Origin of the sequence: Ilumatobacter sp., assembly GCF_046290335.1 — a bacterium.
Taxonomy (GTDB): Bacteria; Actinomycetota; Acidimicrobiia; order Acidimicrobiales; family Ilumatobacteraceae; genus Ilumatobacter_A.
The window spans coordinates 906,674-932,510 of record NZ_JBKAGH010000001.1 but is presented as its reverse complement, the minus strand read 5'-3'; the positions used below and the strand labels follow the sequence as shown (position 1 = coordinate 932,510).

Sequence of the window (25,837 nt, the reverse complement as noted above, 5' to 3'; positions counted from 1 at the left end):
GCAGCCGACGAGACGAGTGCGGTGTCAGTCGACGATCCACTCGACGGCGACGGCGACACTGGTGGCGAGCAGGCCGACGATGAACAACCCGTACGACCAGCGGAGGTAGCGGAATTTGGAGTGCTGGAGCACGCGAGCTTGTTGGCCGATGTCGCGCAGCATCTCGCTGTAGAGCGCGCCGTCGTCGCGCATCGCCACCTCGGCGAGATGTCGATACTCGTCTTCGTCGAGGTAGGCGATGTCGCCGAAGTAGAAGGGGTTGAGTCGGCGATGAGGGTTGGCGCCGGTCGAGGGCATCACCGCGAGGAGCGCGCAGACCGACGAGGCGACGGCGAACGCACCGAGCACACCCAGGCTCGCCGTGATACCGCTGCTCGACGCGATGCCGACGATGATGGTGATCATGATGAGCGAGGCACCGAGAACGATGTTGGCCTTCTGATCCGCCATGCCGCTGAGCTGGATCAGGCTCTGGTGGAGGCTGCGGAACGCGTAGTCGACCGACGAGCGAGGCTCGATGTCGGCGCTGGCGATCGGGTCGAGTTCGGGGCCGGTGATCGGATCCGCGGAGCGATGAAGGGAAGTGGCTGTGTCGTCGCCCGGCATCGCGTCAAGATACCGCGCACGCCGTCCGCAGCAAGGGGTCGACGACAGACGACGGTGGGCGTCCGCGCGAGTGTCCGCGGTCGGGTGGATCGGCCCTAGCGTGGCGTTGCCGTCGTGGTGCGGCCGTGTCGTCGGGTGCGCGATCCACCCCTCCTCGTTCCGAGCGGCCTGGCCGCACAGCAGCCGGTCACCGTCGACGTCGACGGTGACGGCAAACGACAGGAGGAGCACGTGTTCGCTTCCATTTCCTCTGCCGTGCTCTTCGGCGCCGAAGGGCATGCGGTCACCGTCGAGGTGTACGTCGGTGACGGCCTCCCCGGATTCCACATCGTCGGCCTGCCCGACGCGACGGTGCGCGAGGCCCGTGATCGAGTGCGCGCCGCGGTGGTCGCCGCCGGAGTGCAGTTTCCCGAGAGCAAGGTCATCGTCAACCTCGCGCCGTCGCAGCAGCGAAAGTCGGGCTCCGGACTCGATCTCGCGATCGCCGTCGGCGTGCTCGTCGCCGACGGTCACATTCCGTCCGAATCGCTGCGCGGGCTCGCTTTCCTCGGCGAGCTCGGTCTCGACGGGTCGTTGCGCGCCATCGCCGGTGTGGCACCGATGGCCGGTGTGCTCGGCGACCTCGATCTGGTCGTGCCGGTCGCCAGCGCTCCCGAGGCCGAGGTCGCCGCACGAGGCCGAGTGCGTCCGGTCGCGCACCTCGCGGAACTCCGCGCCACCCTCGAACACGACGCTCCGTGGCCCGACCACGATCCGCCGCCAGCCGTCGTCTTGGCAGCGTCGGAGCCTGACATGTCGGAGGTTCGCGGACAGCCGATGGCGCGCCGAGCGCTCGAGTTGGCCGCAGCTGGTGGGCATCATCTGCTCTTCGTCGGCCCGCCGGGGGCTGGCAAGACGATGCTCGCGTCGCGTCTGCCGGGCCTGCTGCCCGATCTCGAGATCGACCAGGCTTTGGAGACGACGATGGTGCACTCGGCGGCCGGTGTCGCCCTCCCGCCGTCGGGTCTCGTCACGCGCCCTCCGTTCCGGGCGCCCCACCACACCAGTTCGCAGATCTCGATCATCGGGGGCGGCTCGCACAGTCTGCGTCCCGGTGAGATCAGCATCGCGACGGGTGGGGTCTTGTTCCTCGACGAACTGCCGGAGTTCGCACCGAGCGTCATCGAGACGCTGCGGCAACCGCTCGAAGACGGATCGGTGCACGTGGCGCGAGCGGCGGTGAGCGCGGTGATGCCCGCACATTTCCAACTCGTTGCCGCGATGAATCCGTGCCCGTGCGGAGGCGGCGCGCCCGGCTCGTGCGAGTGCGGGGAGGCTCGAACCGCCAAGTACCTGCAGCGTGTCTCCGGTGCGCTGCTCGACCGGTTCGATCTGCGGGTGCGAGTCACGCGTCCCGCCGTCGACGACCTGTTGTCGACCGAGGTGGGGGAGTCCACCGCGGCGATCGCCGAGCGCGTCGCCGCCGCTCGGCGGCGATCGATCGATCGGCAGGGCTGTCTCAACGCGCAGCTCCCACCACGGTTGCTCGACGAGATGGCACCGCTCGACGACGCCGCTCGACAGCTGCTCCGCGACGAAGTCGAGTCCGACCGCCTGAGTGGTCGCGGGTATCACCGAGTGCGCCGCGTCGCCCGGACGATCGCCGACCTCTCCGCTCACCTTCCCACCGATCCGTCCGCCGACCCGTCCGCCTACACCGGGGAGGCGGCTGGCGGGGTGATCGGCGAGGCGACGTTGGCGTTGGCGTTGGGGATGCGGATGTCGCTGCGCTCCGACCGGGAGCGGAGGTCGGTGGCATGACCGAACCGTGGGCGTACGTTGCTGCGTTGGCTGGCCTCGACCACATGACCACGGCTCGGCTCAACTCGCTGCTGCGCGGTCGATCCGCCGCCGACGCGTACGCGCTCGCCGTCGGCGACGCTGCACCGACGGGTGCGATCGCCGCCATGTTCGAGCGGGCCCCAGAGCTACGACAACGCTGGAGTACCTCGGCGTCGCGCCACCAGCCGGACGACGTGGCGCAGCAGTGTCGCGAACTCGGCGTCAGCGTCGTGCTGCCGGATGATCCCTCGTTCCCCGCGGCGCTCGCCGGTGATCCGCAGCGTCCCGCGGTCTTGTTCGTGCAGGGTGACCTGTGCGCGCTCGATCGGCGCCGCGTCGGGATCGTCGGCACGCGCAACCCGACCCAGCGCGGCTTGCAGACCGCGGCCCGATTCGGGCACGATCTCGCTGCGGCAGGAGTCGCCGTCGTCTCGGGGCTGGCCAAGGGCATCGACGGTTCCGCGCACCGCGGAGCGCTCCTCGCCGATGACGGCTCGACGGTCGCGATCGTTGCGAACGGGCACGACCAGCCGTACCCGAAGCGACACGAGCAACTCTGGCGCGAGGTCGCAGATCGCGGCGCCGTCGTGTCGGAATGGCCGCCCGGTACCCCGCCCGATGCCTTTCGGTTTCCTCAGCGAAATCGGATTCTGGCGGCGCTGTCGGAAGTCGTGGTCGTCGTGGAGAGCCGAGAGCGCGGTGGCAGCCTCATCACCGCGCAGTTGGCGGCAGAGCGCGGAGTCGACGTGTACGCCGTGCCGGGCGACGTGTCGTCGAGGTCATCGATCGGCACCAATCAGCTGATCGGAGACGGAGCTGCCATCGCCACCGATCCGACGGTCGTGCTCGTGGCCCTCGGGCTGGACGGCCGGCGAGCGGGGCGACGGCGCTACGACGCTCGACCGCTGCCACGAGGCGTGGAGGCCGAGGCGCTCGCTGCATGTCGGCGGACCCCGCAAACCGTGGAGTCGGTCGCGCTGCGCGGCGACTGGTCACTGGCCGAGGCCGCGCTCGCCCTTGCGCGGCTCGAACGAAGCGGATGGGTGTGCGAAACCGGAGGATGGTTCGAAGCACTCGACGAATGGGGCGATCTGTGTTGAATCACCGCCAGAGCCGCCGATCCAGCCACCGATCCAGCCGCCGATCCAGCCACCGATCCAGCCACCGATCCAGCCACGGATCCCGCCGCCGATCGGGTCCTCGCGTGAATTCGAGCACGACGATGGGCTCCATCCCCCCATCGCTGCGGTCGTGCTCCTACCATCGCTCTCATGGACCTGTGGCGGATCGACCAGTTCGCCGACGCGCTCACGTCGTTGTCGGAGAACACGGTGACCAGTTACACGTCCGATCTCCGATCGTTCGCCGAGTGGTGCGACCGCAGCGAGATCCTCGATCCGGCGTCGCTGACACGACCCACGATCCGGCGGTATCTCGCCTTCTTGACGACCCGTGGGTTCGCACGGCGGACCATCGCCCGCAAGACCGCGTCGATTCGCCGCTACAGCCGCTGGCTGGTCAGCAACGGATACGCCACCTCCGACCCGACGGCTGGCGTCTCGGTGTCGGCTGGGGAGGGGCGGCTGCCTCGAGTGCTCGACGGACGCGAGTTGGCGGCGATGTTCGGGGCCCCCGATGTCGACGATGAACCGGTGTGGCGTCGTCGACGCGACGACGCCGTGCTCGAGGTGCTCTACGGATCCGGGTTGCGTGTCGGTGAATTGTGCGGTCTCACCGTTTCGGCCGTGGCGCTCGATCATCGCGCAGCGACAGTGTGGGGGAAGGGCTCCAAAGAGCGTCGAGTCCCGCTCAGCGAACCGGCCGTTGCTGCGTTGCGCGCTTGGCTGGCGGTTCGTCACGACGCAGTCGCTCCCGACAGCGGTGACGTGTTGTTCGCCAACGAACGCGGGCGTGCCCTCACGCCGCGTGACGTTCGTCGCATCGTCGACCGACGCTCGACGGTACCGACTCACCCCCACGCTTTGCGCCACAGCTTCGCCACCCACCTCCTCGATGGGGGAGCCGATCTGCGTGCCGTGCAGGAACTGCTTGGCCACTCCGATGTGGCGACCACCCAGCGTTACACTCACGTCAGTCGAGAGCGCCTTTCGGCCGCCTATCGCGAGGCACACCCCAGAGCATGAGCATCGTTCCCGAAGACGCCGACCTGCAGATGCAGTGGAATCGGTGGTTGAAGCGCAAGAACACCGCGGCGCGAGATCACTTGATCGTGCATTACTCGCCACTCGTCAAGTTCGTAGCCGGTCGTGTCGGTGCGGGGTTGCCGTCGAGCGTCGATGTCGGCGACCTCATCGGCTCGGGCGTGTTCGGCTTGATGGACGCGATCGATCGCTTCGAACCCGACCGCGGGGTCAAGTTCGAGACGTTCGCGGTGCCGCGTATTCGTGGCGCCATCTACGACGGACTGCGCCAACTCGATTGGGTGCCGCGCTCGGTGCGCAGTCGGGCGCGCGATGTCGAGCGGGCGTTCTCCGAACTCGAACACAAGTTGGGTCGCGCGCCGAGCGACGAAGAACTCGCCGAACAACTTCGCATCACCGAGAAAGAACTCGCGAAGTGGTTGTCGTCGATCGCCAGCACGACGATCGGTCCGCTCGACCGAGCGATCGCCGCCGGAGCCGAGCCGGCATCGGCCGACGATGCCGCTCATCATTCACCGTCCGCTGTGGTGGAGGACCGCGAGCTCAGCATGTTGATGCGCACGGAGATCAAGCGGTTGCCCGAGCGGGAGAAACTCGTGCTGTCGCTGTACTACGACGAGGGCCTCACGCTCGCCGAGATCGGCCAGGTGCTCGGAGTGACGGAGAGCCGCGTGTCGCAGATCCACACCAAGTCGGTGCTGCACCTGCGTTCGCGGCTGGCCGCTGCCGGCGTCGGCTGAGCCGGGCCCACGACGCGGCGCCGTACGCCGCACCTCGCTGCGAGTCGCGCCGCCGACCGCAGCCGCCGGCCTCCATCGGCACCGTGGTGCCCTCCCACCGAAGAACGCCTCGCTCTTGCTGGGGCGTGGAGTCTCGTGGAGGTCGACGTTGACGACGCAGCCGACATCCGTTTGCCCGTCCGCCCGTTCCCGAGCGCGACCCGTTCGATGGCTTGGCGGCGTGCTGCTCGCGGCGGCGCTGCTGCTCGCCGTCCCGGCCGACGTGGTGAGCGCGTCGCGGTGTTGGCTCCCGCCGGTCGTCGGCAAGGTCGCCGATCCGTTTCGATCACCGCCGTGTCCGTTCTGCGCGGGCAATCGGGGCATCGAGTACCGGGTGCGCGACGCGACGGTCGTACGTTCCGTCGCGTCGGGATCGGTCACGTTCGCTGGCTTGGTGGCGGGCACGAGGTACGTGGTCGTCGACGTCGGTGGCGGTTGGCGAACCACCTATGGTCGACTCGACTCGTCATCGCTGTCGGCGGGGGATCGCGTGGTCGCCGGGGTACGAATCGGTTCGGCGAGTGGCCTCGTGTTCTTCGGTGTGCGGGTCGGGGAGCACTACGTCGACCCGGCGCCGTTCCTCGGTCGGCTCGTCGGCGAGCCTCGCCTGGTGCCGACCGACGCAACGGCACCGAGGCCGACGAGGTCGACGACCGTACGGTGCCGGTGACGACGGTGCCGACGACGACGGTGCCGGAGCGTCTGGGCAGCAGCGGTAGTGCGCGGCCAGCGGCGCCGATAGCCTGGACGATTGGCGAATCGACCGGTTCGTCGTCATCATCACCCTGTCCCGCCGACCATTCGCGGTCGCTTCGAACGAGGCGCCTGTCGTCGGGAGCAACCGCACACTGGAGAATCACTCATGGCCGTCATCTCGATGCGTCAAATGCTCGACGCCGGTGCCCACTTCGGACACCAGACCCGCCGTTGGAACCCGAAGATGAAGCGCTTCATCTTCGGCGAGCGCAACGGCATCTACATCATCGACCTGCAGCAGACGCTGACTCGAGTCGACACCGCCTACGCCTTCGTGCGTGACCTGGTCGCCGGCGGCGGCACCATCTTGTTCGTCGGCACGAAGAAGCAGGCGCAGGATCCGGTGAAGAGCTACGCCGAGAAGTGCGGCATGCCCTACGTCAACGAGCGTTGGCTCGGTGGCATGCTCACCAACTTCGAGACCATCTCCAAGCGCGTCTCGAAGATGCTCGAGTACGAGCGCATGAAGGCATCTGGCGAGTTCGACGTCATGATCAAGAAAGAAGCGCTTCTCCTGGATCGTGACCTGACCAAGTTGCAGCGCAACCTCGGTGGTCTGCGCAGCCTGAAGAAGGCTCCCGACGCGATCTTCGTGCTCGACACCAACAAAGAGCACATCGCCGTCACCGAAGCCCAGAAGCTCGGCATCCCGGTCGTGGCCGTGGTCGACACCAACGTGAACCCCGAGGTCGTCACCTACCCGATCCCGGGCAACGACGATGCCATCCGCGCGAACAGCCTGTTCTCTCGCGTGATCGCCGACGCGGTGGCCGAAGGTCGCTACATCGCACAGAAGCGCAACCCGGCCCCGGCGCCGGTGGTCGAAAAGACCCCCGAAGAGGTCGCCGCGTTCGAAGCTGCGCAGCGCGCGGCGCGTGATGCTGCTGCTCAGGCGCAGGCCGATCGCGATGCGCGACTGGCCGCCGCCAAGGACGCGCCGGTCGAAGCCTCACCGGTGACCGAAGATGCTGCGACGCAAGATGCTGCCGTCGAGGCCGCGACTGCCGTCGAAGCTGCCCCGGCCGAAGCCGCCGGCCCGGCGGTCGAAGCTGCCGCCGATTCGTCCGACACCCCCGCCGAAACCGAAAGCTGAAGTTCGATGTCATTCACCGCACAAGACGTCAAGGCGCTCCGCGAGTCCTCCGGCGCTGGGATGATGGATTGCAAGAAGGCACTCCAGGAGAACGACGGCGACATGGAAGCCGCCAAGAAGTGGCTCCGTGAGAAGGGCCTCGCCGCCAGCGCCAAGCGTGAGGATCGCGAGGCGTCCCAGGGCATCGTGTCGATGGTCGTCGACGGTAGCGTCGGTTCGATCGTCGAACTGAAGAGCGAGACCGACTTCGTCGCCGGATCCGATCAGTTCAAGGCCGAAGGCGACGCACTCGCAGCGCTCGTGGCCAGCAAGAGCGTCGACGCCGTTGCCGAGCGCACCCCCGAACTCGAAGAGCTCAAGGTGACGCTCAAGGAGAACATCGGCCTCGGCCGCGTGGAGCGCATCGAGGCAGCCGAGGGCAACGAACTCGGCCACTACCAGCACATGCAGGGTGGGCGCGGCGTCAACGGCGTGCTCGTCGAGGTCGCCGGCGGTTCGCCCGAACTGGCGCACGACATCGCCGTGCACATCGCCTTCGCTCGCCCCAAGTACCTGAGCCGTGACGACGTTCCCGCTGATGTGGTGGCCGCCGAGCGCGAGACGCTGGAGACCATCACCCGTAACGAGGGCAAGCCGGAGCAGGCGATCGCCAAGATCGTCGACGGCCGCATCGAGGGGTTCTTCAAGGACGTCGCGCTGCTCGACCAGCCCTACGCGAAGGACGACAAGCAGTCGGTGGCGCAGTTCATCGGCGGCGCGACGATCGTGTCGTTCGCGCAGGTCGAGATCGGCTGATCACGCGTTCGGTGCGGGGCCTCCCGTGCCCACACGAACCAGCGCGAGTCGCCATTGACGCGCGTCGAGGGTCGTCGTGTACGGTCACCACGGCCGTTTCCCGGCTCGAACTTCAGACTCGGAGGAGTACATGACCGATACACCGCGCCCCGCCTACAAGCGGATCGTCTTCAAGCCATCCGGCGAGGCGTTGGCGGGAGCATCCGGATCGGGACTCGACGGTGCGACATTGAAGGCGACCGCCGAGGAGATCATCGACCTTCGCCAGAACCTCGGTGTCGACGTCGCAGTCGTGGTCGGCGGTGGCAATTTCTGGCGCGGCCGCACGGGCTCACTGACGGGCATGGACGCCACGCAGTCCGACCACATCGGCATGCTCGGCACCGTCATGAACGCGTTGGCACTCCAGGACGCGCTCGAACGACAGGGCCAGGAGACCCGCGTACAGTCGGCGATCGAGATGCCGCGAATCGCCGAGGCGTACATCCGCCGTCGAGCGGTCCGGCACCTCGAGAAGGGTCGCGTCGTCATCTTCGCCGCCGGCACCGGCAATCCGTTCTTCACCACCGACACGGCGGCCGCGTTGCGAGCAGCGGAGATCGAGGCGGAAGTCCTCATCAAGGGCACCCATTCGGGCGTCGACGGTGTCTACAGCGCCGACCCCCGCACGGATGCCGCAGCGACGAAGTACGACGAGGTCAGCTACATGGAAGTGATGACCAAGGATCTCAAGGTGATGGACGCGACAGCCATCGCGTTCTGCCGAGACAACGACATTCCGATCGTGGTGTTCGACATGTCGAAACCTGGCTCTCTGCGGAGCATCGTGCAAGGTGGCAACGAGGGCACGCTGGTGCGTTGACCGCCTCGAACGACGCCGGTCGCGGTCGAGGCATGGCGTGGCGCCCTGGCGGCGATCGGGACGGGACACACGGTGTGCCGGGTCGATCAGACCTGACCCGCTAGCCTGCGAACCGTGATCGAAGACACACTGCTCGAGGCCATGGAGAAGATGGACAAGGCCGTCGAGCACACGCAGGTGCAGTTCTCCACGGTGCGCACCGGCCGGGCGTCCCCTGCGCTCGTCGAGCGGATCACGGTCGATTACTACGGTGCCCCGGTGCCGTTGCAGCAGCTCGCATCGATCTCGGTGCCCGAGGCGCGTCAGTTGCTGATCAAGCCGCACGACCGGGGTGCGTTGGAGTCGATCGAAAAGGCCATCCGTGACAGCGATCTCGGCGCCAATCCGAACAACGACGGCATCTCGATTCGCCTGTCGCTGCCGCAGCTCACCGAGGAGCGCCGCAAGGAGTACGTGAAGGTCGCTCGGAACATGGCCGAAGACGGAAAGATCGCCATTCGCAACCTTCGCCGCGATGCCCGCAAGACGCTCGAAGCGTTCGAGAAGGACGGCGAGATTTCCGCCGACGACCTCGAACGCGCTGAAAAAGAGCTGGACAAGGTGACCAGCGAGCACGTCGATCACATCGATCAGGCCCTGAGCCGCAAAGAACAGGAACTCCTGGAAGTCTGACCGAGCGTTCAGACCTGAAAGCGGAGAAGCACTATGAGCGACGACATCTGGAGACACGACGACGCCCCCGACGGCCGTCGACCCGGCCCATTCGAATCTCGGATGGACGAATTCAACGACGAGGAGTTCGGCGGCCCGCTGTTCGGTGACGATTCTGGCGGTGTGTCCGACACTCCCGCCAACACCGCATCGGGCGACAACGAGCGAGTGTCGGGTGACCCGTCGGGGCCAGGGCTGAGCCTCGACGACGACGGCACCGGGCCGTTGCCGCACTGGACCGAGCCGCCGACAGGCGACATGCCGCGTATCGAATCGGCATCTCGCGAGACCGGCCATGACGATGAGCTCGACGTCTGGTCGACGTTCACGTCGGAATCGCCCGTGTGGAAGGAGGGCGACAGCGTCGACGCTCCGTCGGGAACCGTTTCGAAGCCGGTCGCCGAGTTCCCCGTCGATCCGACCGGCGAGCTGAGCTGGGAGGACGACCCGAGCGAGGAGCAGGTGACGCCTGATGTGGCCGCAGCATCTGCTGCCTCGGCGGCCGCGGCCGCGGCCGCGACGGCTGCGGTCTCCACCACTCGGGTCGGCGACGCTCCCGCCGCGCCTCGCGAACCGGCTCGGATCACGATCGGAACCGACCCGTCCGGCATGCCGCGTCGGCCCGAACCGGCGCGTCGTGGCGGCAACCAGCAGCGACCGCCGTCGAACGGCGCTCCGGGTGGATCCGATCAGCGCAACCTTCCGGTCGCCATCGTCAGCGGCTTGCTGCTCGCAGCGGTGTTCCTCGGCCTCACGATGTTCGTGGGCCCACTCGGCTCGCTGATCTTCGTGGTGGTCGCGCTCGGCCTGGCCGGCATCGAGTACTTCGGACGCGTCGCCGAGAAGGGATATCGACCTGCGGTTGCGCCCGGCGTGGTCGCGATCGTCGCCGCGCCGCTCGCCGGCTACTGGCTCGCCGAACTCGGCTTGCCGCTCGTGATCGTGTTCGCGTTCATGGCCGGCTCCGTCGGCTTCATCGGTGCGACATCGATCGATTCCGGTCCGATGCCGAACATGGCGATCACCATGCTCGGCGTGGTGTGGATCGGCATGATGGGCTCGTACGCAGGCATGTTGCTCGATTGGTCGAACGGATTCGGTGGCGGTACCGACTGGGGCACCGACACGCTGGTCCTGCTCGCGGTGGGTGTCGTCGCCAACGACGTCGGCGCGTACTTCGTCGGGAGTGCGTTCGGGCGCACCCCGCTGCGGGGATGGATCAGCCCGGCCAAGTCGGTCGAGGGCTTCCTCGGCGGCACCGTGCTCACCCTCATCGTGATGGTCATCGTCGGGCTGCAGGATCTCAGCAGCACGTGGAGTGAGATGAGCCACCTGCTGATGCTCGGCATCGTGATCTCGATCTTCGCTCCGCTCGGGGATCTCACCGAGTCGATGTTCAAGCGCAACCTCGACGTCAAGGACTTCGGCACCATCATCCGCGGTCACGGGGGAGTGCTCGACCGCTTCGACGGGTTCTTGTTCACGCTGCCGGCGGTGTACTACCTCTTCCGCGTCGTCGAGCCGTTCGCTCCGGCCTGACACGGCGTGTCGTGACGACCAGCCCGACGGCTCGCGCAGGGATCTCGCGCATGGATTCCGACTCAGCAAGATCGGCGGTTGCGCCGATGAACGAGCGTCGAGCGAGCGGCCGATGAGCGAGCGGATGACGCAGCGAGTTGCCATCGCAGGATGCACCGGGTCGATCGGTACGCAGACGCTCGATGTCGTGCGTGCCGAGAACGAGCGTCGCCCCGGCAGCTACGAGATCGTCGGGCTCGGCGCGTCGGCGTCGGTCGAGACGCTGCTCGCGCAGGTCGATGAATTCAGACCGCCGATCGTCGCTGTCGCCGACGAGACCGCACGGTCGAAGGTGGCCGCAGCCCTCGGCTCCTCGCCGACCGAGGTCGTGGCCGATCTGGCCGACCTCGTCGCCGGCAGCGACGTCGTGGTCAACGGCGTCGTCGGCTTCGCCGGTCTCGCCGTCACGGTCGAGACGCTCCGATCCGGTAAGCGGCTCGCGTTGGCGAACAAGGAGAGCTTGATCGCCGCCGGCCCGGTGGTGCAGCCGCTGCGGGCGACGCCTGGTGCCGAGTTGGTGCCCGTCGACAGCGAGCACTGTGCGCTCCACATGTGCTTGCGAGCGTCGTTCGATGCGGGCCGTGAAGTCGCTCGGCTGCTGTTGACCGCGAGCGGTGGCCCGTTTCGTGGTCGTAGTGCCGCAGAGTTGTCCGAGGTCACCGTCGAGTCGGCGTTGGCCCATCCGACGTGGGCGATGGGTCCGAAGATCACCGTGGACTCCAGCACGCTGATGAACAAGGGCCTCGAGGTGATCGAAGCGCACGAACTGTTCGGCACGCCGTACGACCAGATCGACGTGGTGGTGCACCCCCAGTCGATCGTGCACTCCATGGTCGAGTTCACCGATGGCACGACGATGGCGCAGCTCTCGATGCCCGACATGAAGCTCCCGATCGGCTACGCGCTCGGCTATCCGCACCGCCTGGCGACGCCGTTCGGGGCGATCGACTGGACCACGTTGTCACGACTCGATTTCGAGCCGCCCGACCGTGCCACGTTCCGATGCCTCGATCTGGCGTACGAAGCGGGTCGTGTCGGGGGTTCGGCACCGGCCTGGCTGAGCGCGGCGAACGAGATCGCCGTCGACGGATTTCTCGCGGGAAGGGTTCCGTGGAATGCCATCCCTGACGTGTGCGTTGCGGTCATGCAGATGCATGATGGAGAAATTCCAAAATCTGTCGATGAAGTCATCGAAGCCGATCGCAGTGCGCGACGGTATGCGACGGAGATCCTGACAACGACATGACCGACCAACTCACCTCCCCCCGCAACGAACCCGGCTCCCCGCCACCGCTGCCGCCCGGTTCGCCGCTTCCTGCTCCGTTGGGCTTGTCGCGCTCCGACAAGATGAAGAGCGAGCTGATGGCCGGCGGTGCTGTCAACGAGAACGGCGACGACGAACTCGCCGGAGGCTGGCGGGGTGCGCTCGCGATGGCGGGAATCGCTGCCCTGTTCGTCTGGCTTGCCACGATCAACATCTGGTGGTTCGTGTTCGTGGTCGGACTCGTGATCTCGATCTTCCTGCACGAGGTCGGACACTTCGTCACCGCGAAATGGACCGGGATGAAGGCAACGCAGTTCTTCTTGTTCTTCGGGCCGCGACTGTGGAGCTTCCGACGTGGCGAGACCGAGTACGGAGTTCGGGCGATTCCGGCCGGAGCGTTCGTCCGCATCGTCGGCATGAACCGGATGGACGACGTCGAGCCTGGCGACGAAGACCGCACCTACCGGCAGAAGAGCTTCCCCCGCCGTTTGCTGGTGATCTCGGCCGGCTCGATCATGCACATGATCATCGCGGTGCTGCTGTTGTTCGTGGTCTACCTCGGGCAGGGCGAGCGGACGGATACCTTCGAGCCCGGCGTGTCGATCGCCGCGCTCTCGGTCAATGGTCCGGCGCAGGAGGCGGGACTTCGTGTCGGTGACGAGTTCATCACGGTCGGCGGTGTCGACGTCGCCCAGACCCGCGACGTGTTCGACGTGATCGGCACGTTCGAGCCCCAGGAGTTCGTCGAAGTCGTCGTGGTGCGCGACGGCGAACCGCTGACGTTCGACATCGGACTCGGTGCCACGCCGGAGGGCCGCGCCCTCCTCGGAGTCGTGTCCGGTCAGGAGCGGATCTACACCCAGCACGGAGTCCCGGCTGCGGCCTACAACGCCGTGACCGACATCGTTCCGGTGTCGTGGGAATCGGTGCAGGGCGTGGTTCGCGCGCTGAACCCGGTCAACATCTTCACGCACCTGGCAGGCACCAACGAGGATCTCCAGACACGTCCGACCAGCGTCGTCGGCGTCACCGGCGTCGCCGACGACATCGGTGACATCGAGGGCATCTACGGGGTCTTGTGGTTGCTGGCGGTCCTCAACGTCTTCGTCGGCGTGTTCAACATGTTCCCGTTGCTTCCGCTCGACGGTGGCCACGCGGCCATCGCGGTGTACGAGCGGGTACGTGAAGCGATGCGAGGCGGCAGACAGCGCTACTTCGCGGACGTCGAACGCTTGATGCCGTTCGCCATGGGAGTGATGGTGCTCCTCTTGGGGCTGTTCACGGCCGCCCTGTATCTCGACATCACCGACCCGCTCTGAGCACCGCGCCGTTCTGCTCGTCGCACCGCGCCGGCTGCACACGGCGATGCTCGGTGATTGGTGATTGACTGAGCCTCATGGAAGTCATTTCCGCTGCTGAGCGTCGGCCGACCCGCCAGATCACCGTGGGGGATGTTGCCGTTGGTGGTGACGCGCCGATCACCGTCCAGTCCATGACGATCACCAAGACCGCGGACGTCGAGGGCACGTTGCAGCAGATCTACGCGCTCGCGGCCGCCGGGGCCGACATCGTGCGGTGCACCTGCAACGAGATCGAGGCGGCCGAAGGGCTCGCTCAGATCGTGCCGCGCTCGCCGGTGCCGATCATCGCCGACATCCATCACCAGTACAAGATGGCGATGGCGGCCATGGAGGCCGGTGTCGATGGCCTGCGACTCAACCCGGGCAACATCCGCAAGCCGGAGCACATCAAGGCGGTGGCTCGGGAAGCGAAGGATCGCAACCTGCCGATCCGCATCGGCGTCAATGCGGGCTCGCTCGACCCGAAGCTGTACGACAAGTACGGGGGAGCGACCCCGGAAGCGATGGTCGAGTCGGCGCAGACCGAGATGCGCTACTTCGACGAGGTCGGCTTCGACTTGATCAAGATCTCGGTGAAGGCGTCGTCGGTGCCGCTGATGGTCGAGTCGTATCGGGCCTTGTCGGAGGTGACCGATCATCCGTTGCATCTCGGCGTCACCGAGGCGGGTCCGCCCCCGGCGGGGCTGATCAAGGCCACGGCGGGGATCGCCACGCTGCTGATGGAGGGCATCGGCGACACGATCCGCTACTCCTTGACCGCTGATCCGGTCGAGGAAGCCAAGGCCGGTCGGCAACTGCTCGAAGCGCTGGGGCTGCGGGAACGCAAGAACATCGACTTGATCGCATGTCCGTCGTGTGGGCGCGCCGAGGTCGATGTCATCAAGGTCGCCAACGATGCGATGGCCGCGTTCGGCGACCGGAAGATCCCGCTGCAGGTCGCCGTCATGGGCTGCGTCGTCAACGGCCCCGGTGAGGCGCGCGACGCCGACATCGGCATCGCCGCCGGGAACAAGCGAGGACACCTGTTCATCAAGGGGCAGAACGTGGCGGTCGTGCCGGAAGACGAGATGGTCGAACAACTCGTCGAGTGGGCCGAGTTCATCAACGAGCACGGCATCGACGCTGCGCTCGAGCGCGCCGATCTCGACAAGGCCCGCCGCGAGGCCGAAAAGGACCGTGCCAAACTCCTCGTCGACCAGGGTGACGACGCCAACGCAGCAAACGAGAAGATCGTCGAGATCCGCAAGAAGGCCTGACGTCACCCGCAGGGCGTAACGGTTTGTGTCAGACACAAACCGATACGCCCTCGAAGCCGGGGTGACTGGTCAGATCGGCGTGACGACGTACGTGGTGTCGGCGGCGAAGATCGGCGTGCCCGGCGACAGATAGAGGGTGGTCCCGTCGCCGGTGATCGCGAGTTCGTGACCCACCGCCCGGTGGCTGTCGCCGGGAGCGAGCGCGAGCAGCGCGACGCCAGCCTCTGGCAGGTCGTAGCGGCCGGCTCTCTGTTCCATCACCGGTCGGTCGAGCGGTGTCGTGTCGACGATGTCGAGCAACAGATCGACGTCGACCTCCTTCACCGTCAGGCCGCCCCGGACGACGTTGTCGCTGGCTCCCATCAGCTCGATACCGGACCCGCGTAGGTACGCGTGCAGGTTGCCGGCCGTGAGGTGTATCGCCTGGCCGGGTTCGAGGTGGACGAGATTGAGGAGCAGCGTCGCGACCACGCTCGGCTCACCGGGATATCGCTCGTTCAGTTGGCGGACGAGGGCGGCTTCGGTGCGACCCGATCCTGCGCACGCGCCGATCGTGTCCTGCGGGTCGATCTCGCCCCGATACAGGCCGTGGAAGACCGCAGGGAGACCGTCTGATCGCATTCGTCGGGCCAGGTCGTCGGCGCCGATGTCGTCGAGGATCTCGATCGTCGTGTCGGCGGGTCGGAACCCGCAGAGCGCGTCGAAGGGTGTCAACGCAACGAGCAACTCGGGTTTCGCGAACGGGTCGCCGAACACGCCGCGTTCGAATCCGGCTGCCGCTTGCGCTGGCGTCGGGTGGGCTTGCAGCGACAGCGGTTCGGCGGCGGACAGGATCTTGAGCAGATAGGGGAGGGGCCCAGTGAGGTCAGCCAGCGGGCTGCCGTCGTCGGCCAGCGTCGCGGGTCCGTTGGGATGCGTGCCGAGCCAGAGTTCCGCCCACGGCTCGCCGCGCCCCGGTAGCCCGAGCAGACGCGGCAAGAACTCGCGATCCCCCCACGCGTAGTGCTGGACACACCCCTCGATCACCCGAACCGGCATGGCGAGAGCGTACGCATCAACGGGCGCGTCGAGGTGGAGCCCGACACCGAACCGGTGCGGGTCAGGCGAGGCCGAGTTCGGCGGCGCGGAGGAGAACGCCGGGTCGTTCGGCGCCGATCGTGGTCGTGTCGCCGTGGCCGGTGTGTACGACCGTGTGGTCTGGCAGGGCCAGCAGCACGTCTCGGATCGAGGCCAGGATGGTCGGCTCGTCGGAGTAGCTGCGTCCCGTCGCCCCGGGCCCGCCGCAGAACAGCGTGTCACCGCTGATCACCGCACCGCTGGCCACGTCGTGGAAGCAGCAGCACCCCGGCGAGTGGCCAGGAGTGTGGAGCACCCCGAGCTGATGCCCGCCGGCTGACAAGGTGGTGCCGGGTTCGATCGATCGATCGGGCGTGTCGGCGGGGTACACGACGTCCCACAGCATCCGATCGGCGTCGTGGAGCAGAATGGGAGCGTCGACGGCGTCGCGAAGGGCGACGGCTGCGTTGATGTGGTCGTTGTGGCCATGCGTGAGCACGATGCCGGCGACACGGCGTCCGTTGACCGCATCGACGATCGGACGATGATCGTGCGCCGCGTCGAAGATCAGGACCTCCCGGTCGTCGCCGACGATCCAGATGTTGTTGGTCACCTCCCACTCGCCACCGTCGAGCGCGAAGATGCCGTCGGTGGTGACGAGTTCGATCGTCACAACACCACCACGCTGCGAAGGACTTCGCCGTTCTCCATCTTGTGGAACGCGGTCTCGACGTCGTCGAGACCGATCTCTTCCGACACGAAACCGTCGAGATCGAGGCGGCCCTGCAGATACAGATCGATCAGCATCGGGAAGTCGCGTTCGGGGAGGCAATCGCCGTACCACGACGATTTGAGGGCACCGCCCCGACCGAACACCTCGATGAACGGGAGCTCGATGGTCATCTCGGGATTCGGCACGCCGACGAGGACGACGGTGCCGGCGAGGTCGCGTGCTTCGAAGCACTGCTTGTAGACCTCGGGGTGTCCGATGGCCTCGATACACACGTCGGCGCCGTTGCCGTCGGTGACCGTCTGGATGAATGCCACTGGGTCGGTGTTCCTGGAGTTGCACACGTGTGTTGCCCCGAAGCCCTTCGCCCAGTCGAGCTTGCGGTCGTCGATGTCGACGGCGATGATCGTCGAGGCTCCGGCGAGCTTGGCCCCGACGATGGCTGCGTCGCCGACGCCGCCGCAGCCGAACACGGCGACCGACTGGCCGCGGGTGACTTGGCCGGTGTTGATGGCGGCCCCGATACCGGCCATCACGCCGCAGCCGAGGAGCCCTGCGGCCGTCGCTGGTGCCTTCGGGTCGACCTTGGTGCACTGCCCGGAGTGAACGAGCGTCTTGTCGCAGAACGCACCGATGCCGAGAGCTGGCGAGAGCTCGGTGCCATCGGCCAGCGTCATCTTCTGGCCAGCATTGTGCGTGTCGAAGCAGTACTGGGGTTGGCCACGCTTGCAGGCGCGGCAGTTCCCGCACACGGCTCGCCAATTCAAGATGACGTAGTCACCGGGGGCGACGTTCGTGACGCCTTCTCCGACCGACTCGACCAGACCGGCCGCCTCGTGGCCCAGCAGGAACGGGAACTCGTCGTTGATGCCGCCCTCTCGGTAGTGGAGGTCGGTGTGGCAGACACCGCACGCTTGGATCACGACCACCGCTTCGCCGGGACCCGGATCGGGGATGATGATCGTCTCGATCGACACCGGGGCTCCCTTGGACAGCGCAACCACGCCGCGTACTTCTTGGCTCATGGACGCTGACGTTAGTGCGCAGTGCGGTCGTGTGAGATTTTGCCGGAAAGGTTTGTGCTTCGGGAACTCCGGACATGCTCAGGTCGTCTCATCTCTATGTCACGCTTCTCTCTGTCACGCTTCTCTCTGTCACCGGTCACCGGCCTCTCGCAGTCCCGTCGTCGTTCGCTGCTGTCGCTCATCGCCGTGATGCCGGCGCTCGCGCTGTTGGCCTCGTGCGGGTCCGACGACTCGTCCAGCGGTTCCGATGCGTCGTTGCCTCCGGTGACGGCGCCGACCGTCCCGGGCGACGGCTCCACTCCTGCCGGTGACGACGACAACGGTGACGACGACAACGGTGACGACGACAACGGTGACGAGGCGGATGAGGTGACCGCTGTGCTCGAGTTCGGCTACTACGGCGGTTTCGTGATGCGCGAGGTGGCGTTTCGGATGCAGCCGGAACTGCTCGTGCTCTCCGACGGTCGGGTTCTCACCCCAGCCGCCACGGCTGCGGTCTACCCCGGTCCGTTGGTTCCGCCCATGAGCGTGCAGTCGATCACGCCGGAGGGCCTCGATCGTCTCATCGATGCGGCTCGCGAGGCGGGGATGCTCGCCGAGGAGTCGTATGAGACCGACGCCAACATCGCCGACGCGGGCACCGCCACGCTTCGGGTGACGGTCGACGGCACCACCTACTTGCACGAGGCGTACGCGCTCGATGTGACCAGCGGGCTGGGGGTCGATGGCGAGATGGACGACGATCGAGCGAGGTTCGCCAGCTTCATCGAGACCCTGCGCGACCTTCCGGGTGTCGTCGGCGAGGCCAACCTGGGGGAGCAGGAGATCTATCAGCCCGACGCCTACGAGATGATCGTCTTTCCCATCGACGACCTCGATGGCTACGAGGTCGAACCGACGGTCGTCGAGTGGCCCGCAGACACGGGCGTCTCGCTCTCCGACGTGAACGAGTGCGTGGAGATCGATCGGGTCGCGGTCGGCGACCTGTTCGAGACCTCGACCGAGCTCACCTTCTTCGCCGAGGGCGACGCGACGTACCAGGTCGTACCTCGGCCCGCATTCCCCGGCCGGTCCTGCTGAGCCCGAGCGTCCAACACCTGGGGTCTGACCCCAGGTGTTGATCCGCTGGGGTCTGACCCCAGGTGTTGGGTCAGAAGAGCTTGAGTTCGTCGGACTGCAGGCCCCGGAGCTCGTCGTAGTCGACCTCGACCCAGCGGAAGCCTCGCGACTCGGCGAGCACCTTGGCTTGCGGCTTGATCGACTGGGCGACATACACGCCTCGGACCTCGCCGAGCGACGAGTCCAGATGGAGGCGTTCGATATAGCGGGCAAGCTGCTCGACACCGTCGATCTCACCGCGTCGCTTGACTTCCACGGCCACGACGCGGTCGTCCTCGTCGCGACACAACAGGTCGACCGGACCGATCGCCGTCGGATACTCCCGCCTCACGAGGCGGAGTCCGGCCTCGATCGACTGCGGGCTCGCAGCGAGCAGTTCCTGCAGGTGTGCTTCCACGCCGTCTTTCTGCAGGCCGGGGTCGTCGCCGAGTTCCTCGGAGACGTCGGTCAGCACCTCGTGCAACCTGATCGTGAGCGTTTCTTTCTTCGGGTTGGAGATGACCCATCGATGGCCGTCGCCGTCGTCGATCTCGACGAGCGTGTTCGGGGCGTTCATCCAGTTCAGCGGCTTGTAGGCGCCGCCGTCGGCGTGGATCGCGACGCACCCGTCGGCCTTGACCATGATCAGTCGGTTGGCTTCGGGAAGGTGCGCGTCGAGACGCCCGGCATAGTCGACGGAACAGCGAGCGATCACCAAGCGCACGATTCGAGACGCTACCGCCGGTCGGTCGCTGGCATGGGGCTCGCGGCGCGAGACCCAGCGCAGGGTGGCGCGACTGGCGGCATCACCGGCGGCCCAGCCGGCCGCCCTCGGCCTCGACGTGATCCTGCATGCGTTTTTGGATGAGCGCACGCCGTTCCTGCAACTCGCGGTAGGTGAGCGAGTTGACGCTGGAATCGAGCCCCATGCTGGCCTTGACCCCGTCCATGTCGAACTCGACCTCGTCGGGGTTGACGCCGAGTTCGCGACCGAGTCGTTCGCCGTGCTTCATTGCGAACAGCATCGAGATGTTCGACACCTCACCGATCAGGTCGAGGTCGGGTGCGAGCCGGGCGATTGCGCCGTCGAGGAACACGAGGTTCTTCACGTACAGCATCAGCTCCTTCGGCAACTTGGCCCCGTATCCGAGAAGCGCCTTGACGACGCGCTGCACCTCGGCGACCATTTCCTCCCCGGTGAGCGACGTCGGATCGATCGGTTCCTGGTCGAGTCGGAGATCGGCGATGACGGCGTCGAGATCGGTGTCGGCGGGAAGCGCGCCCAGATCGCGGAACGCTGCCATCTGGCCCTTGACGTCGTTGGTGGTCGCTCCGAGCATCAAGCGCAGGAACGCGTTGCGGCGAGATCCCGAGAGCCGACCGACGATGCCGTAGTCGAGCAGCGCGGTGCGACCGTCGTCGAGCACCAGCAGATTGCCACCATGAAGGTCACCGTGGAAGATGCCCTCGACGATCGCGCCTTCCATGAACGCGATCATCGCGGTGCGGACGACGTCGACGGTGTCGATGCCGGCGTCCTTCATCCCGGCGACGTCGTCGAAGTTGAAGCCGTACACGCGCTCCATCACGAGCACCCGGCGGGTGACGAGCGATGGGTGAGGCCGTGGTACGACGTAGCGGTCCTGTTCCAGGTCGTGGAGCATCGTCGCGACATCGAGCATGTTCGCGGCCTCCATACGGAAGTCGAGTTCCTCGACGATCGTCTCGGCGAACAACTCGACGAGCGCCGGCGGGTTCGCCAGCGCGGCGACGGGAATTCGCCCGACGAGATGCGGTGCGAGCCAGGCCATGACGCGCAGGTCCTTGCGCACCAGTTGCGACACGGCAGGACGCTGCACCTTGACCACGACGTGCTCGCCCGTTCGCAGTCGTGCTGCGTGCACCTGGGCAATCGAGGCCGCGGCGATCGCGGTCTCCTCGAACGACTCGAACACGTCCTCCAAGCGAGCTCCGAGGTCTTCCTCGATCGTCTGTTTGACGACCGAGAACGGCTCGGCCGGAACCTGATCACGGCACTTCTTGAACTCCTCGACCAGTTCGGGCGGGAACAGGCCCTCGCCGGACGAAATGATCTGGCCGAGCTTGATGTAGGTCGGTCCGAGGTCTTCGGCGGCACGACGGAGCCGCAACGACACGTCGGCCCGACTCGCCGCCGAGTCGGCGTGCTTGCGGCGCTTCTTGCGGACCATCCATGGCACGATCGCTCGTGCGAGTCGCGTGGCCACGGTGATCACGTGCACGCCGGGCGGCAGGCGAGTCGGCTTGGTCAGTACCGGTACCTCGCCCTGGGCTTGACGGCGCAGCGTCGTGGCCAGGTTGGTCCAACGAACCTCGTCGCGCTCGACCACCCACGGCCCGCGCTCGGTGAAGGCCGCCCAAGATCGATCCGGCGACGGGCCACCAGACGTGTCGCTGTCGGCTTCGGCCTGCGTGGTGGTCATACCGCCACCATGATGTCCCATCGTGGACCGGGTGCGGCGACGGAGCCCTGTGAACTTCGTCGCTGACAGTCGTCGTGACGAAAACCTGAATCAAGTCGTCGGTGGGACCGGCCGATGACCGAGCATGTCCGTCATCATCTTCACCGCCGCGCAACTGCTCGTCCTCACGAGCGCGCTCGGTGGTCTCGTGTGGAAGCGGGCGCACCAGACGCAGGTGCACGCTGCGTTGCAGCCGGCTCGCGTCCGCCGCTGAGTCTCATCGCCACGCTGAACAGCCGTTCGCACGTCGCTCGACGCACGCGGACCTCGCCATGCCCTCGCGCCACCGATCGACTACGGTTTCCACACCGTGTCGCCAGGGGAGGCGACGCTCGGCGTAGCTCGTGCGTGTGCGCGAGGTGGACAAGGGGCCAAGCATGCAGATCGATCGTTGGATCACCGATCTCGAGTTCTCAGAGCGTCACCCGTTCTACACGCGGGCGAACGCGGGCGAAGTGTTGCCCGACCCAGCGAGTCCGCTCGGCGCGACGACCGTGTGGACCCAGGGCGTCATGCAGGGATGGAGAGACTCGTACTTCTCGGTCGGGACCTGCGAACCCGACGAGGTGCGCGCCGACGAGGTGATCGGGTTCTTCGGCGGCTATCTGTACATCAACGCGGCGCTCTCGAGGCTGTTCGGGGTTCGAGGGCCGGGCCTCACTGTGGAGATGATCGATCTCACGTACTTCGGTGATCACCCTGATGTGCCGGCCTACGTACCCGAACCGTGGCACGAAAGCCCGGCGAACAGTGAACGAATCGGTGCCTGGATGGGTCATGTGCTCACCGGTGACCTGTCGGTGCTGCTCGACGATCAGGCCGAAGCCGATGCTGTCCGTGCTGATCGGCCCGCACTCGACCGGCTCGAGGATCACGAACTCATCGAGCGGGCGAGAGCCATGTTGCCGCTCGTCCGTCGGCTCTTCGAACGCCACCTGACCGTGACCGCGGGAGCCTCGATCGGGCCCGGCATCCTCACCGCCGTCGCCGAGGCGATCGGCGACCCGACGCTCGCGTTGAAGCTGATCACGTCGGTCGGCGACGTGGATTCCGCCCTGCCCAGCCACGCGATGTGGGCGCTGTCGCGACTCGATCCCACGTCGACCGAGTTCGCCTCCGGTTTCGACGACTTCCTCGACCGCTACGGCAGCCGTGGTCCGAACGAATGGGACTTGATCAGCGACGTCTGGGAGACCAAGCCGAGGCTCGCGCTCGACCTGATCGAGGTGATGCGCAAGCAGCGCGACGACGGCGACCCGTCGCTGCGAGCGGCCGCGGGCGCTGCCGAACGCGAGGCGATCACCGAGCAGATCACCGCAGCGTTGGCGGGTGACCCGGAGACGCTGGGACAGTTCCAGGCCGGACTCGCTTCGGCGCACGCCTATCTCGCAGGCCGAGAGCGGGCCAAGACCAACATCATCAAGGTGATCCACGAGGTCCGCATGGCGTTTCGCGAGCTGGCGGCGCGCCACGACTACCCGGTCGGTGAGTTCCACATGCTGCTCGACGACGAACTCGACGCGTTCGTCAATGCTCCCGACGATTTCCGTGGACGACTCGGCCAGCGCGAGTCGGAGTACCGGCAGCTCTTCGCGCTCGAACCACCGTTCATCATCCACGGAGCGTTGCCGTCGGTCTCGACGTGGCCGACGCGGGGTTCGGCTCGCGTCGCGACCAGCACGGCGGGGTCGGTGCTCACCGGCATTCCCGGATGCCCCGGGGTGGTCACCGGAACGGCACGGGTGATTCTCGATGCGTCGGACCCGTTGGCGCTCGAACCGGGCGACATCCTCGTCGCGCCGCACACCGATCCGGCGTGGACCCCGCTGTTCGTGCCAGCGGCTGGTGTGGTCGTCGACGTCGGGGCACAGGTCAGCCACGCGATCATCGTGAGCCGTGAGCTCGGCATTCCCTGCGTCGTGAGCGTGACGGGAGCGACGCAGTCGATTCCCGACGGAGCGACGATCACCGTCGACGGCAACGCGGGCACCGTCACCGTGCACTGAGCCGGGTGACTCCGCCCGCCGGTCTGTGAGCGGTGAGGGTCCGTGCGCGATCATCTCGCGATGAGTGATCGACCGTTCAAGGTGCTCGGAATCCAACAGGTGGCGATCGGCGGCCTCGACAAATCGGCGCTGACCGACTTGTGGACCGGTCTGCTCGGGGTCGACAAGGTCGGCGACTACCGCGCCGAGTCCGAGAACGTCGACGAGGACATCTTGCGACTCGGCCACGGTCCGCACGCGGTGGAGATCGACCTGATGGAACCCATCGACCCTGAGGTCGCACCGAAAGTGCATTCGCCGACGTTGAACCACATCGGGCTCTGGATCGACGACCTCGCGACAGCAGTCGACTGGCTCACCGAACAGGGCATGCGCTTCACGCCGGGCGGCATACGCAAGGGCGCTGCCGGCCACGATGTGTGCTTCTTGCATCCCAAGGGCAACGAGGCATCCCCGCGTAGCGGCGAAGGGGTGCTCATCGAACTGGTGCAGGCACCCGCCGACGTGATCGCCGCGTTGTCCTGACCCCGCACGATCCGGAAGCCTGCGCGACCCGGATCGTCATCGCCACGCCTCGTGCTGCTCGTGCCAGCGTTCTATCCTGAGCGCTGGCGGGTCGATGTGCGATCGCGCCTCACCACACAGCAAGGGGAACACCATGACGGGTTGGATCACCGACACGCCGGCGAGCACGCGCTTTCCGGTGTACACGCGTTCGAACGCGAGCGACGTCCTTCCCGATCCGATCAGCCCACTGGGCGCGACCCTGTCGTGGGTGCCCGGCGTCATCGAAGGGTGGCGTGATGGCAACGTCGACAACGGCGCGTTCGAGATGTCGGAGTTGACCAGCGAGGGCATCAACCCGACCTGCGGGTTCTTCAACGGGTTCTTCTACGTCAACGCGTCCGTCGTGCGAGTGTTCGGTGAGCGCAGCGGTGCGGGCGCCGACGGCGTCGATGCAGCATTCTTCGGAAATCGTCCCGACACGCCCCCCTACGTGGCGCACCCTGACGACGTCAACGAGGCGGCGGGGGAGCGTGTGGTGCAGAAGGTGGGTTGGGTGCTGAGCACATCGTCGTATCCCGAACTCGATGCGCACCGCGATCAGGCGTTGCAACTGCGCGCCGATCGCCCGGATCTGTCGTCGCTCTCCGATACCGAACTCGTCGAGTACGCACGGTCGTTGGCCGGTCTCGTCCGGGTGAACTTCAACGACCACGTGATCACGTCGTCCAACACGGCGATCGGTCCGACCATCCTCGGTCAGATCGTGCCCGATCTGATGCTGCGGTTGATCGCCGGTGCCGGTGACGTCGATTCGGCAGGCCCGAGCCACGCGATGTGGGCGCTGTCACGACTCGAGCGTGGGAGCGCCGAGTACGAGGAGCGCTTCACGGAGTTCCTCGAGAACTACGGATGTCGTGGACCCAACGAGTGGGATCCCTACAGCGACTCGTGGGAGACCAAGCCGCAACTCGCTCATGCGCTGATCGATTCGATGCGCCAGGCTCCCGCAGAGCAATCACCCGCTGCTCGCTACGCCCGCGTCGTCGTCGATCGCGAGGAAGCCACGAAGGAAGCGCTCGAGCGCGTGAAGGGCGATGCCGAGGCGACCGGGACGATCATCGCCGCGCAAGCGTCCGCGCTGCGCTTCAACTCGTGGCGGGAGCGCTCGAAGACGAATTGCGTCCGGGTGATCAACGAACAGCGCGTGGCGATGCGCGAACTCGGCCGTCGTCACCTCGACGAACCGCGTGACGTGTTCATGTTGCTCGACGCCGAACTCGATCAGTTCGTGGCGGACCCGGACTCGATGCTCGAGACGATCGCGACCCGCAAGGTGGCCTGGCAACAACTCTGGACGCTCGAGCCGCCCTACTTCGTGGAGTCCGACAAGGGCATTCCCGACCTCGTCGACCTGCACGCCAAGAGTTCGGTGTCGGCCGACGTGGCATCGTCGGGGGGAGTGCTCACCGGTGCAGCCGGGTGCGTCGGCGTCGTCGAAGGGCGTGCCAGGGTGATCAACGATCCGTCCGATCCGTCCGCGCTGGAGCCCGGTGACATCCTCGTCGCGCCGAACACCGACCCATCGTGGACGCCGTTGTTCATCGCCGCCGGGGGCGTCGTCGTCGGCGTCGGAGCGATGAACTCCCATGCGGTGATCGTGAGCCGTGAGATGGGTATTCCCTGCGTCGTGAGCGTGACCGATTGCACGAAGCGCATTCCCGATGGCGCGATCGTGCGTGTCGACGGCGCCGCCGGCACCGTGACGATCCTCTGAACGAACGCGCCCCTCGAACCGGCGCAACGCTGCTCGCAGGCCAGCGGCACCCATCGGGATCGGCACCACGGCGCGGGCGTGTACCCCGTTTCCGGT

At 66.7% G+C, this 25,837-nt stretch carries 24 protein-coding genes; 18 read left to right on the top strand and 6 right to left on the bottom strand.

Going from position 1 to position 25,837, the window contains the following annotated elements; genetic code table 11:
• Nucleotides 1-24 precede the first annotated feature (24 nt).
• On the bottom strand, nt 25-606 hold the full coding sequence (locus ACE37B_RS04270; protein WP_409922037.1) for a Pycsar system effector family protein: 582 nt from the start codon (nt 604-606) through the stop codon (nt 25-27).
• Between the two features lie 135 nt (nt 607-741).
• Between ACE37B_RS04270 and ACE37B_RS04265 the strand changes: the two genes are divergently transcribed.
• The 13 genes from ACE37B_RS04265 to ispG all read left to right on the top strand — a co-directional run bounded on the left by ACE37B_RS04265 (nt 742) and on the right by ispG (nt 15,044).
• Nucleotides 742-2,406, top strand: a complete 1,665-nt coding sequence (locus tag ACE37B_RS04265) for a YifB family Mg chelatase-like AAA ATPase (protein ID WP_409922036.1) — start codon at nt 742-744, stop codon at nt 2,404-2,406.
• The gene (gene dprA / locus ACE37B_RS04260; RefSeq protein ID WP_409922035.1) at nt 2,403-3,527 is read left to right on the top strand and encodes a DNA-processing protein DprA; all 1,125 of its coding nucleotides are present in this window, start codon (nt 2,403-2,405) and stop codon (nt 3,525-3,527) included. The genes ACE37B_RS04265 and dprA overlap by 4 nt, the downstream gene beginning before the upstream one ends.
• Before the next feature lie 171 nt (nt 3,528-3,698).
• Entirely contained in the window at nt 3,699-4,571 is an 873-nt protein-coding gene (locus ACE37B_RS04255; RefSeq protein WP_409922034.1) for a tyrosine-type recombinase/integrase, read from the top strand.
• Nucleotides 4,568-5,329, top strand: a complete 762-nt coding sequence (locus ACE37B_RS04250; RefSeq protein ID WP_409922033.1) for a FliA/WhiG family RNA polymerase sigma factor — start codon at nt 4,568-4,570, stop codon at nt 5,327-5,329. Before ACE37B_RS04255 ends, ACE37B_RS04250 begins: the two co-directional genes overlap by 4 nt.
• 220 nt (nt 5,330-5,549) lie before the next feature.
• Complete coding sequence (locus ACE37B_RS04245) at nt 5,550-6,038, top strand: murein hydrolase activator EnvC family protein (protein WP_409922032.1); 489 nt, start codon at nt 5,550-5,552, stop codon at nt 6,036-6,038.
• A 192-nt stretch (nt 6,039-6,230) separates the two neighbouring features.
• Nucleotides 6,231-7,217 carry a 30S ribosomal protein S2 gene (rpsB, locus tag ACE37B_RS04240; protein ID WP_409922031.1) on the top strand — a complete coding sequence of 329 codons (987 nt, stop codon included), beginning with the start codon at nt 6,231-6,233 and terminating at the stop codon, nt 7,215-7,217.
• A 6-nt stretch (nt 7,218-7,223) separates the two neighbouring features.
• A complete protein-coding gene (gene tsf / locus ACE37B_RS04235; RefSeq protein WP_409922030.1) occupies nt 7,224-8,012 on the top strand; it encodes a translation elongation factor Ts in 789 nt (262 codons plus the stop codon).
• Between the two features lie 130 nt (nt 8,013-8,142).
• Nucleotides 8,143-8,874 (top strand): UMP kinase, encoded by a 732-nt coding sequence (pyrH, locus tag ACE37B_RS04230; protein ID WP_409922029.1) that lies wholly within the window; start codon nt 8,143-8,145, stop codon nt 8,872-8,874.
• Nucleotides 8,875-8,988: 114 nt separating this feature from the next.
• Entirely contained in the window at nt 8,989-9,546 is a 558-nt protein-coding gene (gene frr, locus ACE37B_RS04225; protein ID WP_409922028.1) for a ribosome recycling factor, read from the top strand.
• A gap of 102 nt (nt 9,547-9,648) precedes the next feature.
• Entirely contained in the window at nt 9,649-11,124 is a 1,476-nt protein-coding gene (locus ACE37B_RS04220; protein WP_409922027.1) for a phosphatidate cytidylyltransferase, read from the top strand.
• Nucleotides 11,125-11,236: 112 nt separating this feature from the next.
• The gene (gene dxr / locus ACE37B_RS04215) at nt 11,237-12,409 is read left to right on the top strand and encodes a 1-deoxy-D-xylulose-5-phosphate reductoisomerase (RefSeq protein ID WP_409922026.1); all 1,173 of its coding nucleotides are present in this window, start codon (nt 11,237-11,239) and stop codon (nt 12,407-12,409) included.
• Nucleotides 12,406-13,746: a M50 family metallopeptidase gene (locus ACE37B_RS04210; protein WP_409922025.1), complete on the top strand. Its 1,341-nt coding sequence runs from the start codon at nt 12,406-12,408 to the stop codon at nt 13,744-13,746. The genes dxr and ACE37B_RS04210 overlap by 4 nt, the downstream gene beginning before the upstream one ends.
• A gap of 77 nt (nt 13,747-13,823) precedes the next feature.
• Nucleotides 13,824-15,044 (top strand): flavodoxin-dependent (E)-4-hydroxy-3-methylbut-2-enyl-diphosphate synthase, encoded by a 1,221-nt coding sequence (ispG, locus tag ACE37B_RS04205; RefSeq protein ID WP_409922024.1) that lies wholly within the window; start codon nt 13,824-13,826, stop codon nt 15,042-15,044.
• Nucleotides 15,045-15,113: 69 nt separating this feature from the next.
• Here the strand turns inward: ispG and manA are convergent, their stop codons facing one another.
• The 3 genes from manA to ACE37B_RS04190 form a co-directional block, all read right to left on the bottom strand.
• Complete coding sequence (gene manA / locus ACE37B_RS04200; protein WP_409922023.1) at nt 15,114-16,082, bottom strand: mannose-6-phosphate isomerase, class I; 969 nt, start codon at nt 16,080-16,082, stop codon at nt 15,114-15,116.
• Nucleotides 16,083-16,143: 61 nt separating this feature from the next.
• Nucleotides 16,144-16,773 carry an MBL fold metallo-hydrolase gene (locus tag ACE37B_RS04195; protein WP_409922022.1) on the bottom strand — a complete coding sequence of 210 codons (630 nt, stop codon included), beginning with the start codon at nt 16,771-16,773 and terminating at the stop codon, nt 16,144-16,146.
• Nucleotides 16,770-17,855, bottom strand: a complete 1,086-nt coding sequence (locus ACE37B_RS04190; RefSeq protein WP_409922021.1) for an S-(hydroxymethyl)mycothiol dehydrogenase — start codon at nt 17,853-17,855, stop codon at nt 16,770-16,772. Before ACE37B_RS04190 ends, ACE37B_RS04195 begins: the two co-directional genes overlap by 4 nt.
• 96 nt (nt 17,856-17,951) lie before the next feature.
• On the opposite strand from ACE37B_RS04190, the gene ACE37B_RS04185 reads away from it, so the two are divergent.
• Nucleotides 17,952-18,935 (top strand): hypothetical protein, encoded by a 984-nt coding sequence (locus tag ACE37B_RS04185; RefSeq protein ID WP_409922020.1) that lies wholly within the window; start codon nt 17,952-17,954, stop codon nt 18,933-18,935.
• A gap of 70 nt (nt 18,936-19,005) precedes the next feature.
• Here the strand turns inward: ACE37B_RS04185 and nucS are convergent, their stop codons facing one another.
• Nucleotides 19,006-19,677, bottom strand: coding sequence for an endonuclease NucS (nucS, locus tag ACE37B_RS04180; RefSeq protein ID WP_409922019.1), 672 nt, complete (start codon nt 19,675-19,677; stop codon nt 19,006-19,008).
• An 82-nt stretch (nt 19,678-19,759) separates the two neighbouring features.
• Nucleotides 19,760-21,415, bottom strand: a complete 1,656-nt coding sequence (locus ACE37B_RS04175) for an ABC1 kinase family protein (protein WP_409922018.1) — start codon at nt 21,413-21,415, stop codon at nt 19,760-19,762.
• A gap of 124 nt (nt 21,416-21,539) precedes the next feature.
• Between ACE37B_RS04175 and ACE37B_RS04170 the strand changes: the two genes are divergently transcribed.
• The 4 genes from ACE37B_RS04170 to ACE37B_RS04155 all read left to right on the top strand — a co-directional run bounded on the left by ACE37B_RS04170 (nt 21,540) and on the right by ACE37B_RS04155 (nt 25,741).
• On the top strand, nt 21,540-21,668 hold the full coding sequence (locus ACE37B_RS04170) for a hypothetical protein (protein ID WP_409922017.1): 129 nt from the start codon (nt 21,540-21,542) through the stop codon (nt 21,666-21,668).
• Between the two features lie 163 nt (nt 21,669-21,831).
• Nucleotides 21,832-23,460, top strand: coding sequence for a PEP-utilizing enzyme (locus ACE37B_RS04165; protein ID WP_409922016.1), 1,629 nt, complete (start codon nt 21,832-21,834; stop codon nt 23,458-23,460).
• 60 nt (nt 23,461-23,520) lie between these two features.
• Nucleotides 23,521-23,985: a VOC family protein gene (locus ACE37B_RS04160; RefSeq protein ID WP_409922015.1), complete on the top strand. Its 465-nt coding sequence runs from the start codon at nt 23,521-23,523 to the stop codon at nt 23,983-23,985.
• Between the two features lie 133 nt (nt 23,986-24,118).
• Nucleotides 24,119-25,741 carry a PEP-utilizing enzyme gene (locus ACE37B_RS04155; RefSeq protein WP_409922014.1) on the top strand — a complete coding sequence of 541 codons (1,623 nt, stop codon included), beginning with the start codon at nt 24,119-24,121 and terminating at the stop codon, nt 25,739-25,741.
• Nucleotides 25,742-25,837 lie beyond the last annotated feature (96 nt).